Source organism: Kribbella sp. NBC_01484 (genome assembly GCF_036227145.1).
Classification (GTDB): domain Bacteria; phylum Actinomycetota; class Actinomycetes; order Propionibacteriales; family Kribbellaceae; genus Kribbella.
Map to the genome: position 1 here is coordinate 6,969,729 of NZ_CP109437.1, position 19,207 is coordinate 6,988,935.

The 19,207-nt window shown below is 68.4% G+C and carries 11 protein-coding genes and 1 pseudogene; 7 read left to right on the top strand and 5 right to left on the bottom strand.

Annotation, left to right across the window (positions count from 1 at the left end):
• The first annotated feature begins 31 nt into the window (after positions 1–31).
• A complete protein-coding gene (gene ligD, locus OG555_RS33745) occupies positions 32–1,003 on the top strand; it encodes a non-homologous end-joining DNA ligase (protein WP_329476615.1) in 972 nt (323 codons plus the stop codon).
• A gap of 204 nt (positions 1,004–1,207) precedes the next feature.
• On the opposite strand, the gene OG555_RS33750 is transcribed toward ligD, so the two are convergent.
• Positions 1,208–2,272 (bottom strand): LacI family DNA-binding transcriptional regulator, encoded by a 1,065-nt coding sequence (locus OG555_RS33750; RefSeq protein WP_329476616.1) that lies wholly within the window; start codon positions 2,270–2,272, stop codon positions 1,208–1,210.
• 244 nt (positions 2,273–2,516) lie between these two features.
• Here OG555_RS33750 and OG555_RS33755 point away from each other — a divergent pair, with 244 nt between their 5' ends.
• The 6 genes and pseudogenes from OG555_RS33755 (at position 2,517) to OG555_RS33780 (ending at position 11,915) form a co-directional block, all read left to right on the top strand.
• Complete coding sequence (locus OG555_RS33755; protein WP_329476617.1) at positions 2,517–2,996, top strand: SRPBCC family protein; 480 nt, start codon at positions 2,517–2,519, stop codon at positions 2,994–2,996.
• Entirely contained in the window at positions 2,993–4,369 is a 1,377-nt protein-coding gene (locus OG555_RS33760) for an MFS transporter (protein ID WP_329476618.1), read from the top strand. Before OG555_RS33755 ends, OG555_RS33760 begins: the two co-directional genes overlap by 4 nt.
• Positions 4,370–4,383: 14 nt before the next feature.
• Positions 4,384–4,890 (top strand): universal stress protein, encoded by a 507-nt coding sequence (locus OG555_RS33765; RefSeq protein ID WP_329476619.1) that lies wholly within the window; start codon positions 4,384–4,386, stop codon positions 4,888–4,890.
• A 12-nt stretch (positions 4,891–4,902) separates the two neighbouring features.
• Positions 4,903–6,378, top strand: coding sequence for a sucrose phosphorylase (gene gtfA / locus OG555_RS33770; RefSeq protein WP_329476620.1), 1,476 nt, complete (start codon positions 4,903–4,905; stop codon positions 6,376–6,378).
• Positions 6,379–6,555: 177 nt separating this feature from the next.
• Entirely contained in the window at positions 6,556–10,110 is a 3,555-nt protein-coding gene (locus OG555_RS33775; protein ID WP_329476621.1) for a choice-of-anchor D domain-containing protein, read from the top strand.
• 675 nt (positions 10,111–10,785) lie between these two features.
• A pseudogene (locus tag OG555_RS33780) lies at positions 10,786–11,915 on the top strand (DUF4091 domain-containing protein).
• A gap of 110 nt (positions 11,916–12,025) precedes the next feature.
• Here OG555_RS33780 and OG555_RS33785 read toward each other — a convergent pair.
• The 4 genes from OG555_RS33785 to OG555_RS33800 form a co-directional block, all read right to left on the bottom strand.
• Entirely contained in the window at positions 12,026–12,403 is a 378-nt protein-coding gene (locus tag OG555_RS33785) for a VOC family protein (RefSeq protein ID WP_329476623.1), read from the bottom strand.
• Between the two features lie 164 nt (positions 12,404–12,567).
• Positions 12,568–13,959 carry an FAD-binding oxidoreductase gene (locus OG555_RS33790; protein ID WP_329476624.1) on the bottom strand — a complete coding sequence of 464 codons (1,392 nt, stop codon included), beginning with the start codon at positions 13,957–13,959 and terminating at the stop codon, positions 12,568–12,570.
• A 96-nt stretch (positions 13,960–14,055) separates the two neighbouring features.
• Complete coding sequence (locus OG555_RS33795; RefSeq protein ID WP_329476625.1) at positions 14,056–15,426, bottom strand: FAD-binding oxidoreductase; 1,371 nt, start codon at positions 15,424–15,426, stop codon at positions 14,056–14,058.
• Positions 15,423–19,022 carry a BTAD domain-containing putative transcriptional regulator gene (locus OG555_RS33800; protein ID WP_329476626.1) on the bottom strand — a complete coding sequence of 1,200 codons (3,600 nt, stop codon included), beginning with the start codon at positions 19,020–19,022 and terminating at the stop codon, positions 15,423–15,425. The genes OG555_RS33795 and OG555_RS33800 overlap by 4 nt, the downstream gene beginning before the upstream one ends.
• Positions 19,023–19,207: the final 185 nt, after the last annotated feature.

The following is a 19,207-nucleotide window of genomic DNA, read 5'->3' on the forward strand; positions in this document are numbered from 1 at the left end:
GCAAGCATGACTTCCGTTTGGAGGACAAGTGATGCCGACCGACGATCGCCGGCCGCAGCCGGCGCCCACGTCGGCGAGTGCGATGCTGGCCACGCTGACAGACGAGCGTTTCTCCGATCCGGAGTGGTTGTTCGAGCGGAAGTGGGACGGCGTGCGATGCCTGGCGTTCCGTACGGCGTCAGGCGAGGTCCGACTGCGCACACGCAACGACAAGCCGCTGGAAGGTACCTACCCCGAGATCGCCGACGCGGTGGCGAGCGAGTGCGAGGTGGCCGCGGTGCTGGACGGTGAGGTCGTGGCGTTCGTCGGCCGCCGCACCAGCTTCGAGCGCCTGCAGGGCCGCTTGGGGCTGACCGATCCTGTCGCTGCGAGGGGGACCGGCATAGCTGTCTTCCACTACGTTTTCGATGTGCTGCATCTCGACGGGTACGACGTCCGGGGCTTGCCGTTGCGGGAGCGCAAGCGCTTGCTCCGCGACGCCGTCCATCTCGCCGATCCGCTGCGGTTCACGGCGCATCGCAACACCACGGGCGAGGAGGAGTTCCGCAAGGCGTGCGCGCGGGGTGACGAGGGCGTGATCGCCAAGCGGGCCGATTCGCCGTACGCCGCCGGTCGGTCGCACGACTGGCTGAAGTTCAAGTGCGTGCGTGACCAGGAACTGGTGATCGGCGGCTACACCGCACCGAAGGGCTCCCGGATCGACTTCGGCGCGTTGCTCGTCGGCTACTTCGACGGGGACGATTTCGTCTATGCCGGGAAGGTCGGTACGGGTTTCAATGCCTCGGTGCTCACCGACCTCCACGCGCGAATGCAGAGCCTGGAGCGGGAACAGTCCCCGTTCACCCGTGGACGCGTTCGTGAGCGGGACGTGCACTGGGTCGAACCGCGGCTCGTGGCGCAGATCGGCTTCACGGAGTGGACCCGGGACGGGCTGCTCCGGCATCCGCGGTACACCGGGTTGCGCGACGACAAGAACGCGCGAGAAGTCGTGCGCGAAAGCTGATCGGTCCCGATCTAGCCTCTGTGCCGGCACATGGCCTGGTCGATCGCGCTGGCGGCGGGAGCTGCCGTTTCCAGCAGTGAATGAAGTTGGTCGTCCAGATCTCGTCGATCGGGAGCTTCCCTGCCGAGGATCTCAGGACTGGTCGAGTCAGTGCCGCACTCGGCGTCGCGGGCTGTGTTGGCGCCGCTTCGAGGATGCGGGTGGTCAGTGTTTGCGGCGGGTTCGGCGTGGGGGTGCTGAGCTGGCGCGGAGGACGAGGTAGGTCGGGAGGACGATGTCGGTGTCCGGCTCGTGGTCCGACGGTGTCTCCAAGGCTTGCAGCAGTAGCTGGGCGGCGACCGCGCCCTGCTCGTGGGCGTCTTGTGCCACGGTCGTCAGGTCGAGGACTTGTGCCAGCTCGTGATCGTCGATGCCCACGACCGACATTCTTTCGGGCACCGGGAGGCCGGCCCGGCGTAGCGCCCAGAGTGCCCCCAGGGCCAGTTCGTCGTACTCCGCGAACACCGCGGTCGGCAGTACCGGTCCCGAGAGCAGTTGCGCCATCGCGGCCGCGCCGCCTTCGATCCCGTAGTGACCGGTGACAGTGAGGTCCGGATCGACCGTGAGCCCAGCGGATCTCAGGGCCAGGTCGTAGCCCCGACGACGCTGCTCGGAGGAGGCGAAGCCGAAGCCCGGGTCGTCCGGTACGCCGGCGATGAGGCCGATCTTCTCGTGTCCCTGGTGCAGGAGATGGTTGACCGCGGTTCGGGCCGCGGCGATCTCGTCGATGCGTACGGAGGGCGAGCCAGGCACGTGGGAACCCACACTGACGAGCGGTAGGTCGAGGGCGCGTAGCGCCAGTGTGTGCTCCTCGGAGAGTGGCATCGACAGCGAGAGGATGCCGTCGACCCGTCGGGCGAGTGGCATCCGCTCGAAGAACCTGTCGCGGTCGTTCGCGCTGCCGAGGTGGTAGAGGACGACGTCGTACCCGGACTCGCGCAGGACGTCCGTCACGCCGGCGACTACGGTGCTGAAGAACCAGCGGGTGATGAACGGGACGACTACTGCGATAGCACGGGTCCGGCCCGACGCGAGGCCGGACGCCTGGGGTGAGGCGACGTAGGAGAGCTGATACGCCGCGTCCAGCACGCGCCGGCGGGTCTGCGGAGCGACCTTGGACTGTCCGCGCAGGGATCGGGACACGGTGGCGGGGGATACGCCGGCCAGAGCGGCGACGTCGAGAATGCCGGGCCGGCCGGCCGACGACTCCCGCCCCCGCTCAGTGCTCACGACTCACTCCAACTGGATTGCTTCACGGATCTCCGGATGAAAACGCTTTCACCAATTCTTTTTCCCATCCTACCGCCAGTAAAGACTTAAGAAATAAGGACTTACGGAGTCAACGCGACACGCCCTTGTCCATCTCCAGTGACTCATGTCACACTCCCTATGAAAACGCTTTTACCACTCCCGTCGGCCTCGCCCGATGCCCTCCGCCCACGACCCGAGTGACGGCGCTGACGGAGGAGGAGCCTTGACTGCGAATGTGATCGTCACGGTGGAGCGCCAGTTCGACTACCCCCGCGAGCGAGTCTTCCGGGCATGGACCGAGCCGACGGAGCTGGCCCAGTGGCGCGGCTCCCCGGGCTGGCACGTGGAGACGGAGAGCCTGCGGGGCGAGCAGAAGCTCGGCGGCCATCACTATCACCTCAAGGTGCGCGACAACGATCCGAGCACCCGAGTGGGCACCGACGGCGTCTACACCGAGTACTTCGACCCCGACGTCTTTGTGTCCCGGGAGCGGATCACCGGAGATCCCGGCATCGACCCCGACGTACCGCTCGAACTGCGGGTCGAGTTCTCCAAGACCGGGCGTGACGGGACGCTGGTCCGGATCATCCAGGGCCCCTACGAACCCGATGTCGCCGGCTGGCACGGCGAGGGCTGGGAGAAGGAACTGATCCGGCTTCAGGACTTCCTCGTCAAGACGAGCCGGCAGGAGGCCACGCCATGAGTTCGGTCGAGCAGCGTTCCAGCCTGCAGCACACCGCCATCGTCCGGCAGAAGCCGCTGATGAACATGCGGCAGATCCTGCTGATGAATCTCGGGTTCTTCGGTATCCAATACAGCTTCGGGATGCAGCAGACCGCCGTGAACCCGGTGTACGAGTTCCTCGGCGCCAATCCGGGCGACCTGCCGATCCTGAACCTGGCCGGACCGATCACCGGTCTTCTCATCCAGCCGCTCATCGGAGCCCTGTCGGACCGGACGTGGAGCCCTCGGTGGGGTCGCCGCAAGCCGTTCTTCATCGCCGGTGCCATCGGCTGCAGCATCTGCCTGTTCCTGTTCCCGTTCGTCACGGCGGTCTGGATGGCCGTGCTGCTGCTGTGGCTCCTCGACGCCAGCAACAACACGGCGATGGAGCCGTACCGGGCATTCATCGCCGACAAGCTGCCGCCATCCCAGCTGGGCAAGGGCTTCCTGGCCCAGTCCTTCTTCACCGGCCTGGGTATCACTCTCGCCAACATCTCGCTGTACGTCTTCCAGCAGCTGATCGACGGCGCCACCAAAGCCGGTATCCCGTACTGGGTGGTGGGGTCGTTCATGCTCGGCGCGGTCTGCTCGATCGGGACGGTTCTGGTCTCGGTGCTGACCACGCCCGAGATCCCGCCGAGTGCGGAGGAACTCGCCGCGCTGCGGGCGAAGCGGGGCGGCTTCGGCTCGGCCATGCGGGAGATCGGCGAGGCGATCGTCGAGATGCCGCCCGAGTTGCGCAAGCTGGGCCTGGTTTACCTGTTCCAGTGGTACGGCATGGTCTGTTACTGGCAGTTCGTCGCGTTGTCCATCTGGAAGTCCGTCTTCCCGCCGACCGATCAGGGCAAGGAGGACGCCGTCGCGTGGACCGGCCTCGTCAACGGCTGGTACAACATCGTCACCTTCAGCGTCGCCTTCTCGCTGGTCGCCTTCGCCCGCCGGCGCGGGGCCAAGGTGGTGCACTGTGTCTGCCTGATGCTGGCCGCAGTCGGGTTGCTGATCTTCCCGTCGGTGAGCAACAAGTACCTGCTCTTCATCCCGATCATCGGGCTCGGCATCGCGTGGGCCTCGATCATGGGTGTGCCCTACATCATGGCGGTCCGGATGATCCCGTCGACCCGGTACGGCGTCTACATGGGCATCATCAACATGATGATCGTCGTCCCGATGCTGATCCAGTCCGTCACCTTCGGAGCGATCTACGAGAACGTCCTCGGCGCGAACCCCAACAATGCCATCCGGTTCGCCGGTCTACTCCTCGGCCTGGCGGGGCTCACCATGCTGTGGATCAAGGAACCGCCGATCGTCCGTGACGTCGACGAGGTCAGCTACATGCCGTCGGCCGGGCACTGAGGAGGAGGATCGCCATGACCATGAAGGACTACCGCACGATCGTCGTCGGCACCGACGGATCCGAGCTCGCGGGGCAGGTGGTCGCCCGGGCCGCTTGGCTCGCCGTCCGGGACGACGCCGACCTCGTCATCGTGTGCGCGTTCTCCCAGCTGCCCCGCCGGGCAGAGGCGAAGAACGTCGCCACCCTGGGCGGCGATCCGCGCACTGGACAGGTGCTGGGCCGCGAAGCCGCCGGCCTGGCCCTGGATGGGGCCATGACGACGGCGAGGAAGGAGGGGGCGACGGTCTCCGCTGCCCTCCTCGTCGATGGGGAGCCGTCCACTGCGCTGACCACCACTGCCGAGGAGCGTTCCGCGGACCTGATCGTGCTCGGCGCCGTGCACGACCGTTCACTCGCGGACAGACTGCTCGGAACGGTCGCTACCGAGGTGACCAAGCGGGCCGGCTGCGACGTACTCGTCGTCCGGCCGGTCGACGAGAAGGGTGATCTCGAGATACCCGAGGAGGCATCCCGGGGCTGAGGGCAGGTGGCCATGGCAGACAAGGTTGAGCTGATCGCCTACGCGGACCGCCTCGGCGGAGACCTGCCGGGCCTGCATGAAGTACTGCGCGGGCCGCTCGCAGGACTGTTCGGCGGGGTCCACGTGCTGCCGTTCTTCCCGCCGTACGACGGCGCCGACGCCGGCTTCGACCCAGTGGACCACACAGAGGTCGACGAACGGCTCGGCACCTGGTCGGACGTCGCGCGCCTCGCGAAGGACTTCGACCTGATGGTGGACGTCATCGTCAACCATGTCTCGGCCGACTCCGCGCCGTTCGTGGATTGGCTCGCGCACGGCGGGCGGTCCGAGTACGACGGTATGGTCCTCACCTTCGCCGGAGTCTTTCCCGACGGGGCGACCGAGGAGATGCTGCTGCGGCTGTACCGCCCGCGTCCCGGGCTGCCGTTCACGCCGTACCAGCTCGCGGACGGTACCAAGCGGCTGGTCTGGACTACGTTCACACCGCAGCAGATCGATATCGACGTGCGGCACGCGGGGACGCGCGAGTACTTGGTCAAGGTGCTCGATCGGCTCGCCGCGGCCGGGGTACGGCGAGTGCGTCTGGACGCGGTCGGCTATGCGGTGAAAACGCCGGGGCTGACCTCGTTCATGACTCCTGAGACGTTCGAGTTCATCGACGACGTCACCGCCTGGTGCCGCGAGCGCGGGCTCGAGGTCCTCGTCGAGGTGCACTCGTACTACCGCCGGCAGATCGAGATCGCAGATCGGGTCGACCGCGTCTACGACTTCGCCCTTCCACCGCTCGTGCTGCACGCGATCACCGCCAAGGACGCCGATCCGCTCCTGGCCTGGCTGGCCATCCGGCCGCCGGATGCGGTCACCGTGCTCGACACCCACGACGGCATCGGGGTGATCGACGTCGGCGCCGACGCCGGCGAGCGGTCCCAGCTCGGGCTGCTCACACCCGAGCAGATCGATCGGCTGGTCGAGGCGATCCACGACGGCAGCGGAGGCACCTCGCGCCAGGCGACCGGTGCCGCCGCCTCCAACGTCGACCTGTACCAGGTGAACTGCACCTTCTACGACGCCCTCGGCCAGGACGACGACCGCTACCTGCTGGCTCGAGCGATGCAGTTCCTCACGCCCGGCATCCCGCAGGTGTACTACGTCGGGCTCCTTGCGGGTTCCAACGACATGGAGCTCCTGGCACGCTCCAATGTCGGACGCGACGTCAACCGCCACCACTACACACGCCCGGAGATCGAGCTCGAACTGCGACGCCCAGTGGTGCAGGCATTGCTGCGACTCATCCGCTTTCGCAACTCCCACCCGGCTTTCGAGGGCGCGTTCTCAGCCGCGGGCGGCGGCCCTCACCTGACCATGGCGTGGACCCACCACAACGACCAGGTAACCCTCGACGCGACCCTCGACACCCCGTCGGCCACCCTCACCTGGACCGAAGCAGGCACCCGCCGAACTGCGCCGCTCCACGAACTCCCGTTCTGACGCCTGCCCGCATCGTCACCTCTCGTGCCCGGCCGGCCGGAGAGATGAGTCTGATTCTTGCAAAGATTGATTCAGATATTGCGTTGATGTGTCTGCCGCGTTACGGTCTGGCCACCGCGCCGCAGTCCTTCGGGGCTGTGCGATCGACTACCCGCCCCTGTCGAGAGAGAGCAGCGCATGTTCCGGTCAATCAAACCCTGGAAGGCCCGCGTCCGCGTGCTCGCCGCGTGCGGCGCGTTGGTCGCCGCCAGTCTTGCCGTCGTGGCCGCCGTACCGGCGTGGGCCGCTGCGTCCGGCGGTGTCGGCGCCACCTTGCCGTACGTCGAGGTGCAGGCCGAGAACTCGTCGACCAACGGGACCGTCATCGGCCCGAGCGCCGACTACAACACCCTTGCCGCCGAGTCGTCCTATCGCAAAGCGGTGACGTTGCAGGGCACCGGCAAGTTCGTCGAGTTCACCACGCCCGCGGCGACGAACTCCATCGTCTTCCGCTACAGCATCCCGGACACCGGGTCCGGGTCGGTCTACACGCCGCAACTGTCCCTCTACGTCAACGGGACCAAGCAGCCCAACTTCACCCTGACCAACGCGTACAGCTGGTACTACGGCGGCTACCCGTTCACGAACTCGCCGGGGAGCAACCCGCATCACTTCTACGATGAGGTCCACCGGCTGTTCCCGACCACCTACCCGGCCGGCACGAAGTTCCGGGTGCAGGTCGACTCCGAGGACACTGCTTCGTCGTACACGATCGACTTCGCCGACTTCGAGAACGTCGCGGGCGCTCTGACCCAGCCGGCCGGCTCGGTCTCGGTGACCGGTACGGGCGCAGACCCGACGGGTGCCGCGGACTCCACTGCCGCGTTCAACTCGGCGATGACCGCAGCCGGCGCCGGCGGCACCGTGTGGATTCCGGAGGGGACGTTCAAGATCCCGGGTCACCTGATCCTGAACAACATCACCATCAAGGGTGCGGGCATGTGGCGCTCGACCGTCGTCGGTGCGGCGCCGGGCTTCTACGGCAACTACGCGCCCAACGGGAGCAGCGGCGTACATCTGTCGGACTTCGCCATCTTCGGCGACGTCCAGGAGCGCAACGACGGCGCCCAGGTGAACGGCATCGGCGGCGCGCTGAACAACTCCACTGTGGACCGGGTGTGGATCGAGCACGAGAAGGTCGGCGCGTGGATGGACGGCCCGTTCACCAACCTGGTCTTCAACGGCATGCGCATCCGCAACGTGACGGCCGACGGGGTCAACTTCCACAACGGTGTCACCAACTCCAAGGTCACGAACAGCGATCTGCGCAACCTCGGCGATGACGGCCTGGCGACCTGGGCGGAGCAGAACGCCGACGTCAACGACTCGTTCGACCACAACACGGTGCAGTACCCGATCCTTGCCAACGGCATCGCCATCTACGGCGGCCACGACAACTTCGTCACCGACAACCGGGTGATCGACGCAGGCCTTGCGCAGGGCGGTGGAATCCACGTCGCGCAGCGATTCGCCTCGACGACGCTCGGGCGTACGGACGTTCTGCGCAACACGATCATCCGGTCCGGGAGCCTGGATCCCAACTGGCAGTTCGGGGTCGGGGCACTCTGGTTCGACGCGCGGGACGGCGCGATGTCCGGCCTGACCAACGTCGACAACATCCTCATCCAGCAGAGCCCGTACGAGGCCGTCCAATTCGTCTCGGGCTCGAACATCAGCAACGTCAAGATCAACAACGCGACGATCCAGAACACCGGAACCTGGGTGGTCCAGGAGCAGGTCGGCGGCTCGGCCACCATCACCAACAGCACCGCCACCGGTACCCAGGCACCCGGACCGATCTACAGCTGTGGCGTCGGCTTCACGCTCACCGACGGCGGCGGCAACTCGGGCATCTTCGCACCTGGACAGTGTCAGAACATCACCGCGCCGGCGTTCCCGCCGTACCTGCCCGACAACGGATCGCAGCTCTCGATCAGCCCGAGCGCGCTCAGCTTCGGCTCCGTCGCGACCGGTACGTCGAGTGCCCCGCAGGCCGTCACCGTCACGAACAGCGGTACGGCGGCGGCGCCGGTCAGCTCCGTCGCGATCACCGGCGACTACGGTCAGACCAACAACTGCGGCACCAGCATTGCGGCCGGCGCCTCGTGCACGGTCAACGTCACCTTCAGCCCCACGACGGCGGGCAGTCGAGCCGGAAACCTGACCGTCAACGCTGCCGGGGTCACCAGCACCGTCCCGCTCTCGGGTACGGGCGTTGCACCCGGGCCGATCCTCACCCCGAACCCGGGCAGCCTGTCCTTCCCGGATACCCAAGTAGGAAGTTCCTCGCCGACTCAGACCGTTGCGGTGACCAACTCCGGTACGACGTCTGCGACGGTGTCGGCCGTGTCCGCCTCGGGCGACTTCGGTCAGACGAACAACTGCGCCACGATCGCCGTCGGCGCGTCCTGCACGGTGACGGTCACGTTCCGGCCGACTGCGTCGGGAGCGCGTGCCGGCGGGGTGACGGTGACCAGCAACGCCAACAACAGCCCGACCTCGATCTCCCTGACGGGCAACGGCATCGGGACCGACACCAACCTCGCCCTCGGGAAGCCGGCCTCGGCGAGCAGCCAGGTCAACGGCACGCAGACCCCTGCGATGGCAACGGATGGCGACGCGAACACCTATTGGGAAAGTGCCGACAACGCCTTCCCGCAGTGGCTGCAGGCGGACCTCGGAGCGGTACGCAGCATCGGCAAGGTGACGCTGAAGCTACCGCCGAGCTCGGCGTGGGGCACGCGCACGCAGACGTTGTCGGTCCAGACCAGCACCGATGGAACGAACTTCAGTACGGCGGTCGCATCCGCGACGTACACGTTCACGTCACCTACCAACGTCGTGAACATCACCGTTCCGGCGACCGATGCTCGCTACGTCCGGGTCAACATCACGGCCAACAGCGGTTGGCCTGCCGGGCAGGTGTCGGAACTCGAGGTGTACCCAAGCGGTGGCAGCCCGATCAACGCTCCGGTGTTGAGCGCCAGCCCGTCCTCGCTCACCTTCGGATCGCAGACGCCCAACACGACAAGTGCCGCCCAGGCGATCACCGTGACCAACACGGGCAGCCTGGCCGCCTCGGTCTCGAGCGTCACGGCCTCGGGTGACTACACGCAGACCAACAACTGCACCAGCATCGCGATCAACGCCTCTTGCACGGTCAACGTCAGCTTCCGGCCGACCGCCTCCGGGACCCGGACGGGCACGTTGACGATCAACAGCAATGCGACGAACAGCCCGACCAGCGTCGCCCTGTCCGGTACTGGCGCCGGTGCCACGAACACCAACCTCGCCGCGGGCAAGCCCACCAGCGAGTCCAGCCACACTGACGTCTACCCGTCGAGCAACGTGACCGACGGCAACCAGGCGACGTACTGGGAGAGCGCCAACAATGCCTTCCCGCAGTGGGTACAGGTCGATCTCGGTTCTGCAAGCAGCGCCAGCCGGATCGTCTTGCAGCTGCCCGCCTCATGGGGAGCGCGCACCGAGACGCTGTCTGTCCTCGGCAGTACTGACGGCACGACCTTCAGCACGCTCGCCGGATCCGCGGGCTACTCCTTCGCCTCTGGTAGCAACAACACGGTGACCATCACCTTCGCCCCGACGACCAAGCGCTACTTCCGGCTGAACATCACGGCGAACACAGGTTGGGCTGCGGGCCAGCTCTCCGAGTTCCAGGTCTGGAACTCCTAGTCAGGAACCTCCGGCCGGTACGACGAACCAGTCGTGCCGGCCGGAGGTTTGGACTCGTCGTTGTGTATTGATGCGCGAATCTGCATCATAGGGTCCACAATCACGCAAAGAAGCGTGTCGTCCTGGCGTCGGAAGGAGTGGTCCGCAGTGACCGCGAAGTGGACGTTCGTACTCTGCGATGCGCTCGCGAAGGTGCACCCGGTTCGGGACCCGCGGCCGGTGGCCACCGCAACCCGGTTCCAGGCGTTTCTCGGGGAGCCGGCGTCCTTCCAACTCGCCTACCGTCCTCCGCTCGACCCGACGTTCCGCGACCCGCGCCCACTCCAGGTGCGGATCGAGGGGGAAGCTGGCGACCTGGTCGCGGTGTCGAGCGTGGACCTCGTGCCTTGCGCCTTCCTCGCTCTCCCGGGGCATGACGACGGCTATGAGTGGGACGAACCCGGGCTGTATCCCGACGTGCTGCGTCCCGTGCCGAACGGCGAAGCTCCCGTGCGGTTCGGCAGTTGGGGGGCGGTGTGGTTCGACCTGACCGCGACCGATCCGGTGCGGGCCGGCGTACACGAACTCACGATCGTGATGGTCTCGCCGGACGGGTCTGAGCTCCATCGGGAGCCGGTCACCGTCGAAATCACCGGTATCGCGCTGCCGCCACTCGACATCGTGTCGAGCCACTGGATGCACCTCGACGCGCTGGCCGATCACTACGGTGTCGAGGTGTTCAGCGAAGAGCACTGGACCCTCGTCGAGCGATTCATCGCATCGGCGGCGGAAATGGGTGTGACGTCGCTGCTCGCACCGGTCTGGACGCCACCGCTCGACACTGCGGTCGGTTCGTACCGCACCGTTGTGCAGCTCATCGACATCACGGCCACCGCCGAGGGATACCGGTTCGGCTTCGATCGGCTTCGGCGCTGGCTCGACCTGTGCCGACGCAACGGGATCACCGGCGTCGAGGTCGCGCATCTCTTCACCCAGTGGGGCGCGGAAGCCACGCCTGGCATCGTCGTGAACCAGCAGCGAGCGTTCGGTTGGGACGTCCCGGCGACCGACGCGCGATACCGGACCTTGATGGAAGCGCTCCTGCCGGCGCCGCAGGCGGTGCTCGACGAGGAATGGGACCGCGAGCACGTGGTCTTCCACATCTCGGACGAGCCATCCGGGGAGGGTGGACTCGCGAGCTACCTCGCCGCGAAAGCCGTCGTCGCCGATCTCCTGAAGGGCTGGACGGTCGTCGACGCCCTCAGCGAGTACTCCTTCTATACGTCGGGTGCCGTTCCCGTGCCCGTCGTCGCGACCGATCACGTCGAACCGTTCCTGGCGGAGCGGCCGGAACGCTTGTGGGTGTACTACTGCGTCTCACAGGATCGCGATGTCGCGAACCGATTCATCGGGATGCCCTCGTCGCGCAACCGTGCGATCGGGCACCAGCTCTTCGCTTCCGGAGTGGACGGATTCCTCCACTGGGATTCAACTTCTGGTACTCCTGGCATTCCATCCGGCGGGTGGACCCCTTCACGGACACCTCGGCCGGAGGTGCGTTCCCGTCCGGAGACCCCTTCGCCGTCTACCCGGGCCCGGACAGAACACCCTGGCCGTCGATCCGCTTCCGCGTCTTCGCGCAGGCAATGTGGGACCACCGCGCACTACAAGCCGTACGCGCGGCCCACGGAACCACCGCGGCCCTGGACCTCATCGACCCCGACCGCACCCTCCGCTTCAACCGCCCCGTCCTCGACCCAAACCACTACTACCAAGCCCGCCAACGCATAGCCGCAGCACTGACCAACACTGAGCCCGTGGCTTAGACCGAACGACTCCACTCTGAGGCGGGTCTGACGAAGCCGGGATCCGGTGGAGCCGTGGCGCGGCGAGTTCTGGGCACCCGAGGGCTCTTCTGGTGAGAAGGGCGCTCGCCTCATGGGTTCGCCACTCCGGGGTCTTGGGTGAATTCGTAGATGTTGCCGTCCGGGGCGCGGAAATGCACCCAGGCGTTGCCATCGCCTTCGCTGCCCGTAGGCCCGGAGACGATCTCGACGCCGGCGGCTCGCAGTTCTTCCGCGGCAACGGACACGTTCTCGACGAGGAAACCGACGACCGGACCGGTCGTGAAATGCCGATTGTTCGGATACTCGGGTCCGAACACCTCGACCTTCGCGCCGTCGGCCATCGTGAGTACCCAGAAGTCCGGTGCCGGGTTCTCGCCGTGCAGGCCGAGAACCTCCTGAAAGAACCGTACGGTCGCCTCGGTCTCAGCGGTGCGGGTGCCTACCCATGCCAGCTTCTTGATCAACATGCGTGCTCTCCTAAGACCGAGGCACGGCAGCCGCGGTGTCCGTGCAGGCAACTCTCATACTTAAAGTTGACTTGAGGTCAACAATGGCAGGACTGGCGATGCCGGCCTTCCACGCGCGCGCGGCGGAGTGTGGGCTCCGCCGCGCGCTACGTGCTCTGTGAGTATCAGCCGGCAACCGCGCGGGCATACTCACCGATCTGCAGGACACCGTCCGGGTCGTACTTTCGGCTCACTTCGGCGATCCGCCGAAGTGTCTCCTCGTCGTACGCGCGGCGCGCGGTCCGGGCGTCGTGGGGAGGCCCGAAGTTCGGCCAGACGCCGCCGGTGTCCCACTCGGACAGCGCCGCGTAGAGGCGGTCCCAGTGCGGCAGCACGCGGGGGTCTTCCGCGATGCCCACGGCGAGCACGCTGAAGCCGGCGGCTCGGTGCGAGAAGGCGTCCGGGTGCTCGGCCTCCCGGGCGTAGGCGCCACCCAGCTGGCGGACCTCGACCATGATCTGCGGTGACCCCGAGTCGTAGCCGGCCACGTCGAGCAGCCGCTTCGCGGTCACGTCGGTGAACTCGGTGAGCAGCATGGCCGGGTCGACGACGGGCATCGGGTCGACCGGGTCGGCGTGCACCGAGTCGACGGCCAGGTACGGCTTCAGGTCGGCGTCGTCGAGGATCACCGGAGCGACGGAGCGGATCTGGTCCAGCAGCTCGCGGCCCTCGTCCGCGGCGTCGGTCCAGAGGAAGCGGACGCCGAGGGTCATGCGGCCCGCCAGGGCCGGCGGGACGCCGGGCATGTCGGGCAGCTGGAAGAGCACGAACGACGTCGTCGCCTGCTCGGGAAGGTTCTCCGACCAGTCCCGCCACCGCTCGATGACGCGTGCTGAGTCGGCGCCGTCGAAGTACACCGCGCCGCCGTAGAACGTCGGCAGGTGCACCAGGTCGAACTCCACCGCCGTCACGATCGCGGTGGCGCCCTTGCCGCCCCGGAGGGCGAAGAACAGATCCGGGTGCTCGGTCGGGGTGACGCGACGGAACTCGCCGTCGCCCGTGACGACCTCGAACGCGCGCACCTTGTCCGCGGCGAGACCGTACGTGCGGGCCATCGGGCCGACGCCACCACCGGTCGTGTACCCGACCACGCCGACGTCGCTGGTGGACCCGTTGAGCGGAGCCAGCCCGTACCGCGCGGCCGCTCGGATCACCGGGAGCCACTTGACGCCGGCCCCGACGCGAGCCCAACCCTCAGGGTGAACGGTGACCTCGTCGAGGCCCTTGGTCACCACGAGCAGGTGACCGGCGTACGAGCTGTCGGCCCCGTGGCCGGTGGCCTGTACGCCAACGGTGTAGCCGTGTTCCCGGGCGAAGCGGACGGTGGCGACCACGTCCTCGGCAGTGCGTACGGCGACAACCGCGGCCGGCCGCATGGGTACCGTGAGGAGCCACGGCGTGGACAGCGCGGCGTACTGCTCGTCGTCGGGTGTGTGAACCTCGCCGGTCAGGCGACTGCGGAGTTCCTCGAGGGAGGTGTGCTGCCGGATGGTGGCGCGGTCAAGAGCGATCGTCATCGAACTTCTCCTGTTCGGTCTGTCGTTGCTGTGATGACGGACCGACGGTGTCGCGAAGCACTTGACGGCGACTTGTGACCGGCTTGAGGCGCCGGCTCAAGTCTGATGCGGTGCCATGAAGAGCCCGTGCGGATCGAGCCTGCGACGGATCGCGGTGAGCCGGGCGTGGACGTCCGGCGGGAAGGCTTTGCGGGTGTCGCTGCTGTCGTCGAGCATCGGAAGATAGGTGCCTCCGGTCGACCAGGGGGCGACCGCGGCCAGGAACCGCTCTGCGTCGGCGCGCTGGCGCGGCCAGTCGTCGGGCTCGAACCCCAGGCCGACACCCAGTGCCAGGAAGGCGCCGTCGAGGGCCGACAGGATGCCGCCGTCCGGGTCCGGCCGGGACAGTGCGCCGCCGAGCTGGCGCAACTCGGCCACCGTGAGGGTGCTGCCGGATCGCGGACCGACGGTCTCGATGACCGCGGCGATCGCGGCGTCGGGAAGCTCGGCGACCAGCGTGCTGCTCGCGTACGCGGGGGTCGGCTCCTCCGGCTCGAGGTGCAGCCTGACCAGGTCGGCGGCCGGAACCCGGCCGATCGTGTCGAGCTCCGGAGCGAGTCCGCGCAACGGCGCCAGTACGTCGTCGGCGAACGCGTCGTCACCCAGCACGGCACCGTCGATGATGGCCAACCGCCGACCCCGGACCTCGGCCGGTATCGAGTCCCGATCGGGTACGTCGACCAGGCGGAACGACGTCGTCACGTGCTCGGGGGCGTCCGCGCACCACGCGACCCACCCGGGCAGGACCTGGTCGACGGCCGTCCCGTCCCAGGCGAGGAACCCGGCGACGACGGTCTGGATCGGCTGGAGTTCGAACTCGAGCGCACAGACCACGCCGAGCGGCGTACCGCCACCGCGGAGGGCCCAGAACAGGTCGGAGTCGCTGTCGGCAGTCGCTCGTACGAAGGTGCCGTCGGCGAGGACGACCTCGACTGCCGTGACGGAGTTGCACTGCAGACCGAGTCGCCGGGCGTACCACCCGATCCCGCCACCGAGCGAGTAGCCGACCACGCCGACGTCGGGGGAGGACGGATGCAGCGTGGCCAGCCCATACCTCCCGGCCGCCTCCGCGACATCACCCCACAACACGCCGGCGCCGACGCGGGCGATTCGGTTCTCGGGGTCGATGCTCAGCTCCGTCATCGCGGAGGTGCGCAGCAGTACGGCATCGGCCAGCCTGCCGCCCAGCGCCGGGGCGCCGTGGCCGGTGCCCTGCGGCGCGACCGAAAGGCCGGCGGCCTGCGCGGCGCGGACGACCTCGGCGACCTCCTCGGGGAACGCGGGATAGGCGACGGCCGCGGGATAGTCGGAGACCACCAGGTTCCACGGTGCGCGCGCCATGTCGTACGCCGGATCGCCGGGAAGCTGCACGGCGCCGCCGCAGAGCCCTCGAAGGCTCGCGGCCCGGAGACTCTGCTGCACCGTCACTGGAGCCTCCCGTTCTGGTCGTGCGTCATGGTCACTTGTCCGACTTGAGAAACTCTTGAGCTGCCGGGTTCCGCCGTGAAGCCGGCCCCGTCCAGTACGTCCCGAACGGTTCCCGGTGTGACGAACAGCCGCTGCGCGACTTCGTGAACCTCCAGGCCGGTGGCGGTCAGGTCGAGGATCTGCCGGTCGGTCCGCGACAACCGGGGCACCTCGTCGGTGCCCGGCTCGATCGGGCGACCGCGCCGCTCCAGTTCGGTCAAGGCCCGCTCGCGCACCGCACCGGCGCCGCGCTGCTCCGCCAACCTGCTTGCAGCTTCCAGCAGCGCGATCGCATCCTCGCCGCCCACGTCCGGATGGCTGCCGAGCGCGCATTGTGCTCGGGCGAGGTCGACCGCGGCGGTCGTCGACGAAAGCAGCTCCACCGCCTCCACGAGGTCGTCGAGACCCGCGCGACCACGGAACTCGCCCAGCATGCACAAAGCCCTGCCGAGGAAGCTCGGTGCGCCCCAGGTCCGAAGCAGAGCCAGTTCCTCCTCGGCCGTCTCGATCGCCTCCGACGTTCGTCCGAGCCCGAACAAAGCTGCGGCCTTGATGGACCGCCACGGGTTCCAGACCGGATTGACGATGGCGATCCCGTCGATGGTCGACTGCGGATCGCCGAGCACGACAAGGGCTTCCTCGCAGCGGCCCTCGGCGACCAGCAGGCGCGCCACGGCCTGCTGATAAACGCGACCGCCTTCGCCGAACGCGGCGCCGTCGGCGAAGGCGTCGGCCGCCCGGCGGGCGGCAGCGAGGTCGCCCCGATCGAGCTGACAGCCGATCTGGAAGGCGCGGGCGAAGGGCTCGCCCACCCGCGTACCTCCCCAGAGGCGATCCTGGTCGAGCGCGGCCCGCAGGCACGCCAGGGCCTCGTGAAGCTCGCCGCGCCGCCACTGCCAGAAGCCTTCCCACAGGCTGGTGGACAGGGCCGCGAACAGCGACCCGCGCGCGTGGCTGGCAGCGCGAGCCCGGCTCCAGAAGTCGCCGATGTCGTCGTCGGAGAGGATCCGGACCGCGGCGGCATTGACCCAGAACAGCCCGTCGTCGACGGCGATCAGGTGGTCGCCGTCGAGTGCGAAACGGGCCATCGCGATGGCGCGTTCCCGGTCGCTGCCGGCCAGAACCGCTTCCAGTGCGACCGTGGCGGCCAGCATCCGCGCTCCCGGTCCTTGCCCGGCCGGCTCCTGAGCGGGTGTCTGCCAGCCGTCGCCGATGCTGTGCATGAACCCACTGATGCGCTGGATGGCGATGAGTGCCTGGCGCTGGTCGGCCAGTCCGTCAGGGAGCGCCGCGGCGGCCTCCCGGGCGAAGGTCGTCGCGACTCCGGGCGGACTCGCGAACACCTGGGTCGAGGCGGCCGTGATGGCGATCTCACTGCGGACGCGCGGGTCGTCCTGCAGCCGGTACGCCTGCACCAGGTGTTCAACCGCTGCCGCACCGTCCACTGGCGCTTCTCGCATCCCGAGCTCGAGCACGACGTCACCTCGCCCCGAGCCCATCGGCGACTCGACAAGTGCCCTGCGCAGGTAGGTCACCGCGCTCTCCGACGCCCCTCGCTCCGCCGCCTCGCGCGCCGCCGTACGGAGTAGTGTCACGACGTTCTCGTTACCCCGGGGCGGCGCCAGCAGTAGGTGTGCCGCAACCAGTTCGTCACTCGTCCGCGCAGACCGGAGGACCGACGCGGCCCGCTCGTGGCAAAGTTCCCGCTCGGCCGCCGGCTGCGCTTGGTACACCGCGTCCCGCACGAGCGGGTGGGCGAACGTCACTGGTTGCTCGTCCCTGACGATCTCGGCACGCGCCAGTGCGGCCAGCGCTTCCGCAGTACGGGCCTCCGTGACGCCGGCCAGTGCCGCGATCGCCGGCAGGGCCGCACCGTCGCCGAGGACAGAGGCAGCCCTCGCGACGACCACGACGTCGGGTGGCAGCCTGCGCAACTGCAGCAGTACCCGGCTCGACACCGCCCGCGACCCGACCGCTACGACCCGGTCGGCGTGGGAGGCATCCGGCCGGACGCCGTCAGCCGCCAGAGCCTGGAGCAGCTGACAGAGCAGGAACGGGTTCCCCGCGGTTGTCCGCTCGCAGGCGGTGACGAACAAGGGTGCGGGTCGTACGCCGAGCCGTCGCTCCACCAGTTCCGCCGTCGCCTCCGTGGACAGCGGCGCCGGCCGTACGACGAGCGCATCGGGTTCGAGCGCCAGCTCTGCGATCAGGTCCTCGTGGTCGTGTTGCTCGCCGGTGCGCAGGGTCGCCAGGACCAGTACGGGTACCGCGGCGAGCCGTCGTACCAGATATGCCAGGAAGCGGAGCGAGGCGCCGTCGCACCACTGCGCATCGTCGACCGCGAGTACCAGTGGTCCCTCGGTCGTGAGGTTGACCGCCAGCCAGTACAAGCCGTGCAGTACGGCGAAGCCTTCGGCCCGGCCGCCGTCGGCGATGTCGAACACGGCGCCGGCCCCCGCCGCGGCCCCACGCAGCAGCTCGTCGCGACGCACGGGGTCGCCGACTTCTGCCTCGAACAGCTGGCGTACGACGCCGAACGCGAACGCACTCTCCAACGCGCTCCCGCGGGCCGACAGCACCCGCACGGACCGCTCGGCCGCGAGCCTGCGCGCCTCGGCCAGCAGCCGCGTCTTTCCGATCCCGGCCGGACCCTCGAACAACAGCAGGCCGGGCTGCCCGCCCGCGAGGCCGTCCAGCGTCGACCGGAGTGCGGCGAGCTCGCGGTCCCGGTCGACGAGACCGTTGCGGTCCGGGGCCGTTGCCTGCACCGTCTCCTGCCGCGGTTGCTTGGCCGGAACCAGTTCGGGCGACTGCGCGAGTACCTGCGCCTCCAGTTCGCGGAGAGCCGGACCGGGGTCGACGCCGAGCTCGTCGGCCAGGGTCTCGCGGGCACGCCGCAGCGCGGCCAGTGCGTCGGCCTGCCGATGGGCGCGGTACAACCCGAGCGCCAGCAGCCGCCACCGCTCCTCCCGCAACGGCTCCTCGGCAACCATCCCCTCCAGCTCGGCAGCGACAAGGGCCGCCTCCCCGAGATCGAGACGAGCGGCGAGCAGCCGCTCCCGGCCGACAGATCGCAGCTCGGTCAGGCGGGCGATCTCGGCAGCGGCCCACGGCTCGTCGGCGTACTCGGCCAGCGCCGGACCGCGCCACAGCGCGAGCGCCTCGTGCAGCGCGGCCGCCGCCTCCGCAGCGGACGTCGTGGCCTTCTGCAGCAAGGTCTCGAACCGCCAGGCGTCGACCGCGTCGGAGGGGAGTCGTACGGCATACCCGGGACCCTCGCGGACGACGACCGCGGACCGGGCGCGAGCCGGTGACCCCGGCTGCAAGCTGCGGCGCAGGTGCGAGACATAGGACTGCAGGGCGCCTGCGGTGTTGCCAGGCGCATGCTCTCCCCAGACCGCGTCGGCGAGCCGCTCGGCCGGGACGACCTCGCCGCGTGCGAGCACCAGCACGGCGAGTACGGCGCGCTGCCGCCGCCCACCCAGATCGAGCACGGCACCGTCGTACGACGCCGTGAACTCGCCGAGCAGGTTGATCCGCAGCTGGTCCGCCCCCACGCCACCACCCCCACCGCCACGGTAAACGAAGAAGACTCATTTCGACATCGCCTCCGCGGTCGGTGAGCGCCCTGCTACTACCAGTCGCGACGCCGGGACGGCCTCCAACTCGTTGCGGGGGGCAACTGATGCGGTGATGGATGAGAGGACGCTGAGAGCGACGTGTCTGGTCTGATGTCGCGAAC

Bases quoted from the DNA above. Each gene is read 5' to 3' on its own strand.
- ligD (WP_329476615.1), top strand. From the start codon at position 32: ATGCCGACCGACGATCGCCGGCCGCAGCCGGCGCCCACGTCGGCGAGT.
- OG555_RS33760 (WP_329476618.1), top strand. From the start codon at position 2,993: ATGAGTTCGGTCGAGCAGCGTTCCAGCCTGCAGCACACCGCCATCGTC.
- OG555_RS33765 (WP_329476619.1), top strand. From the start codon at position 4,384: ATGACCATGAAGGACTACCGCACGATCGTCGTCGGCACCGACGGATCC.
- gtfA (WP_329476620.1), top strand. From the start codon at position 4,903: ATGGCAGACAAGGTTGAGCTGATCGCCTACGCGGACCGCCTCGGCGGA.
- OG555_RS33775 (WP_329476621.1), top strand. From the start codon at position 6,556: ATGTTCCGGTCAATCAAACCCTGGAAGGCCCGCGTCCGCGTGCTCGCC.
- OG555_RS33785 (WP_329476623.1), bottom strand. From the start codon at position 12,403: ATGTTGATCAAGAAGCTGGCATGGGTAGGCACCCGCACCGCTGAGACC.
- OG555_RS33790 (WP_329476624.1), bottom strand. From the start codon at position 13,959: ATGACGATCGCTCTTGACCGCGCCACCATCCGGCAGCACACCTCCCTC.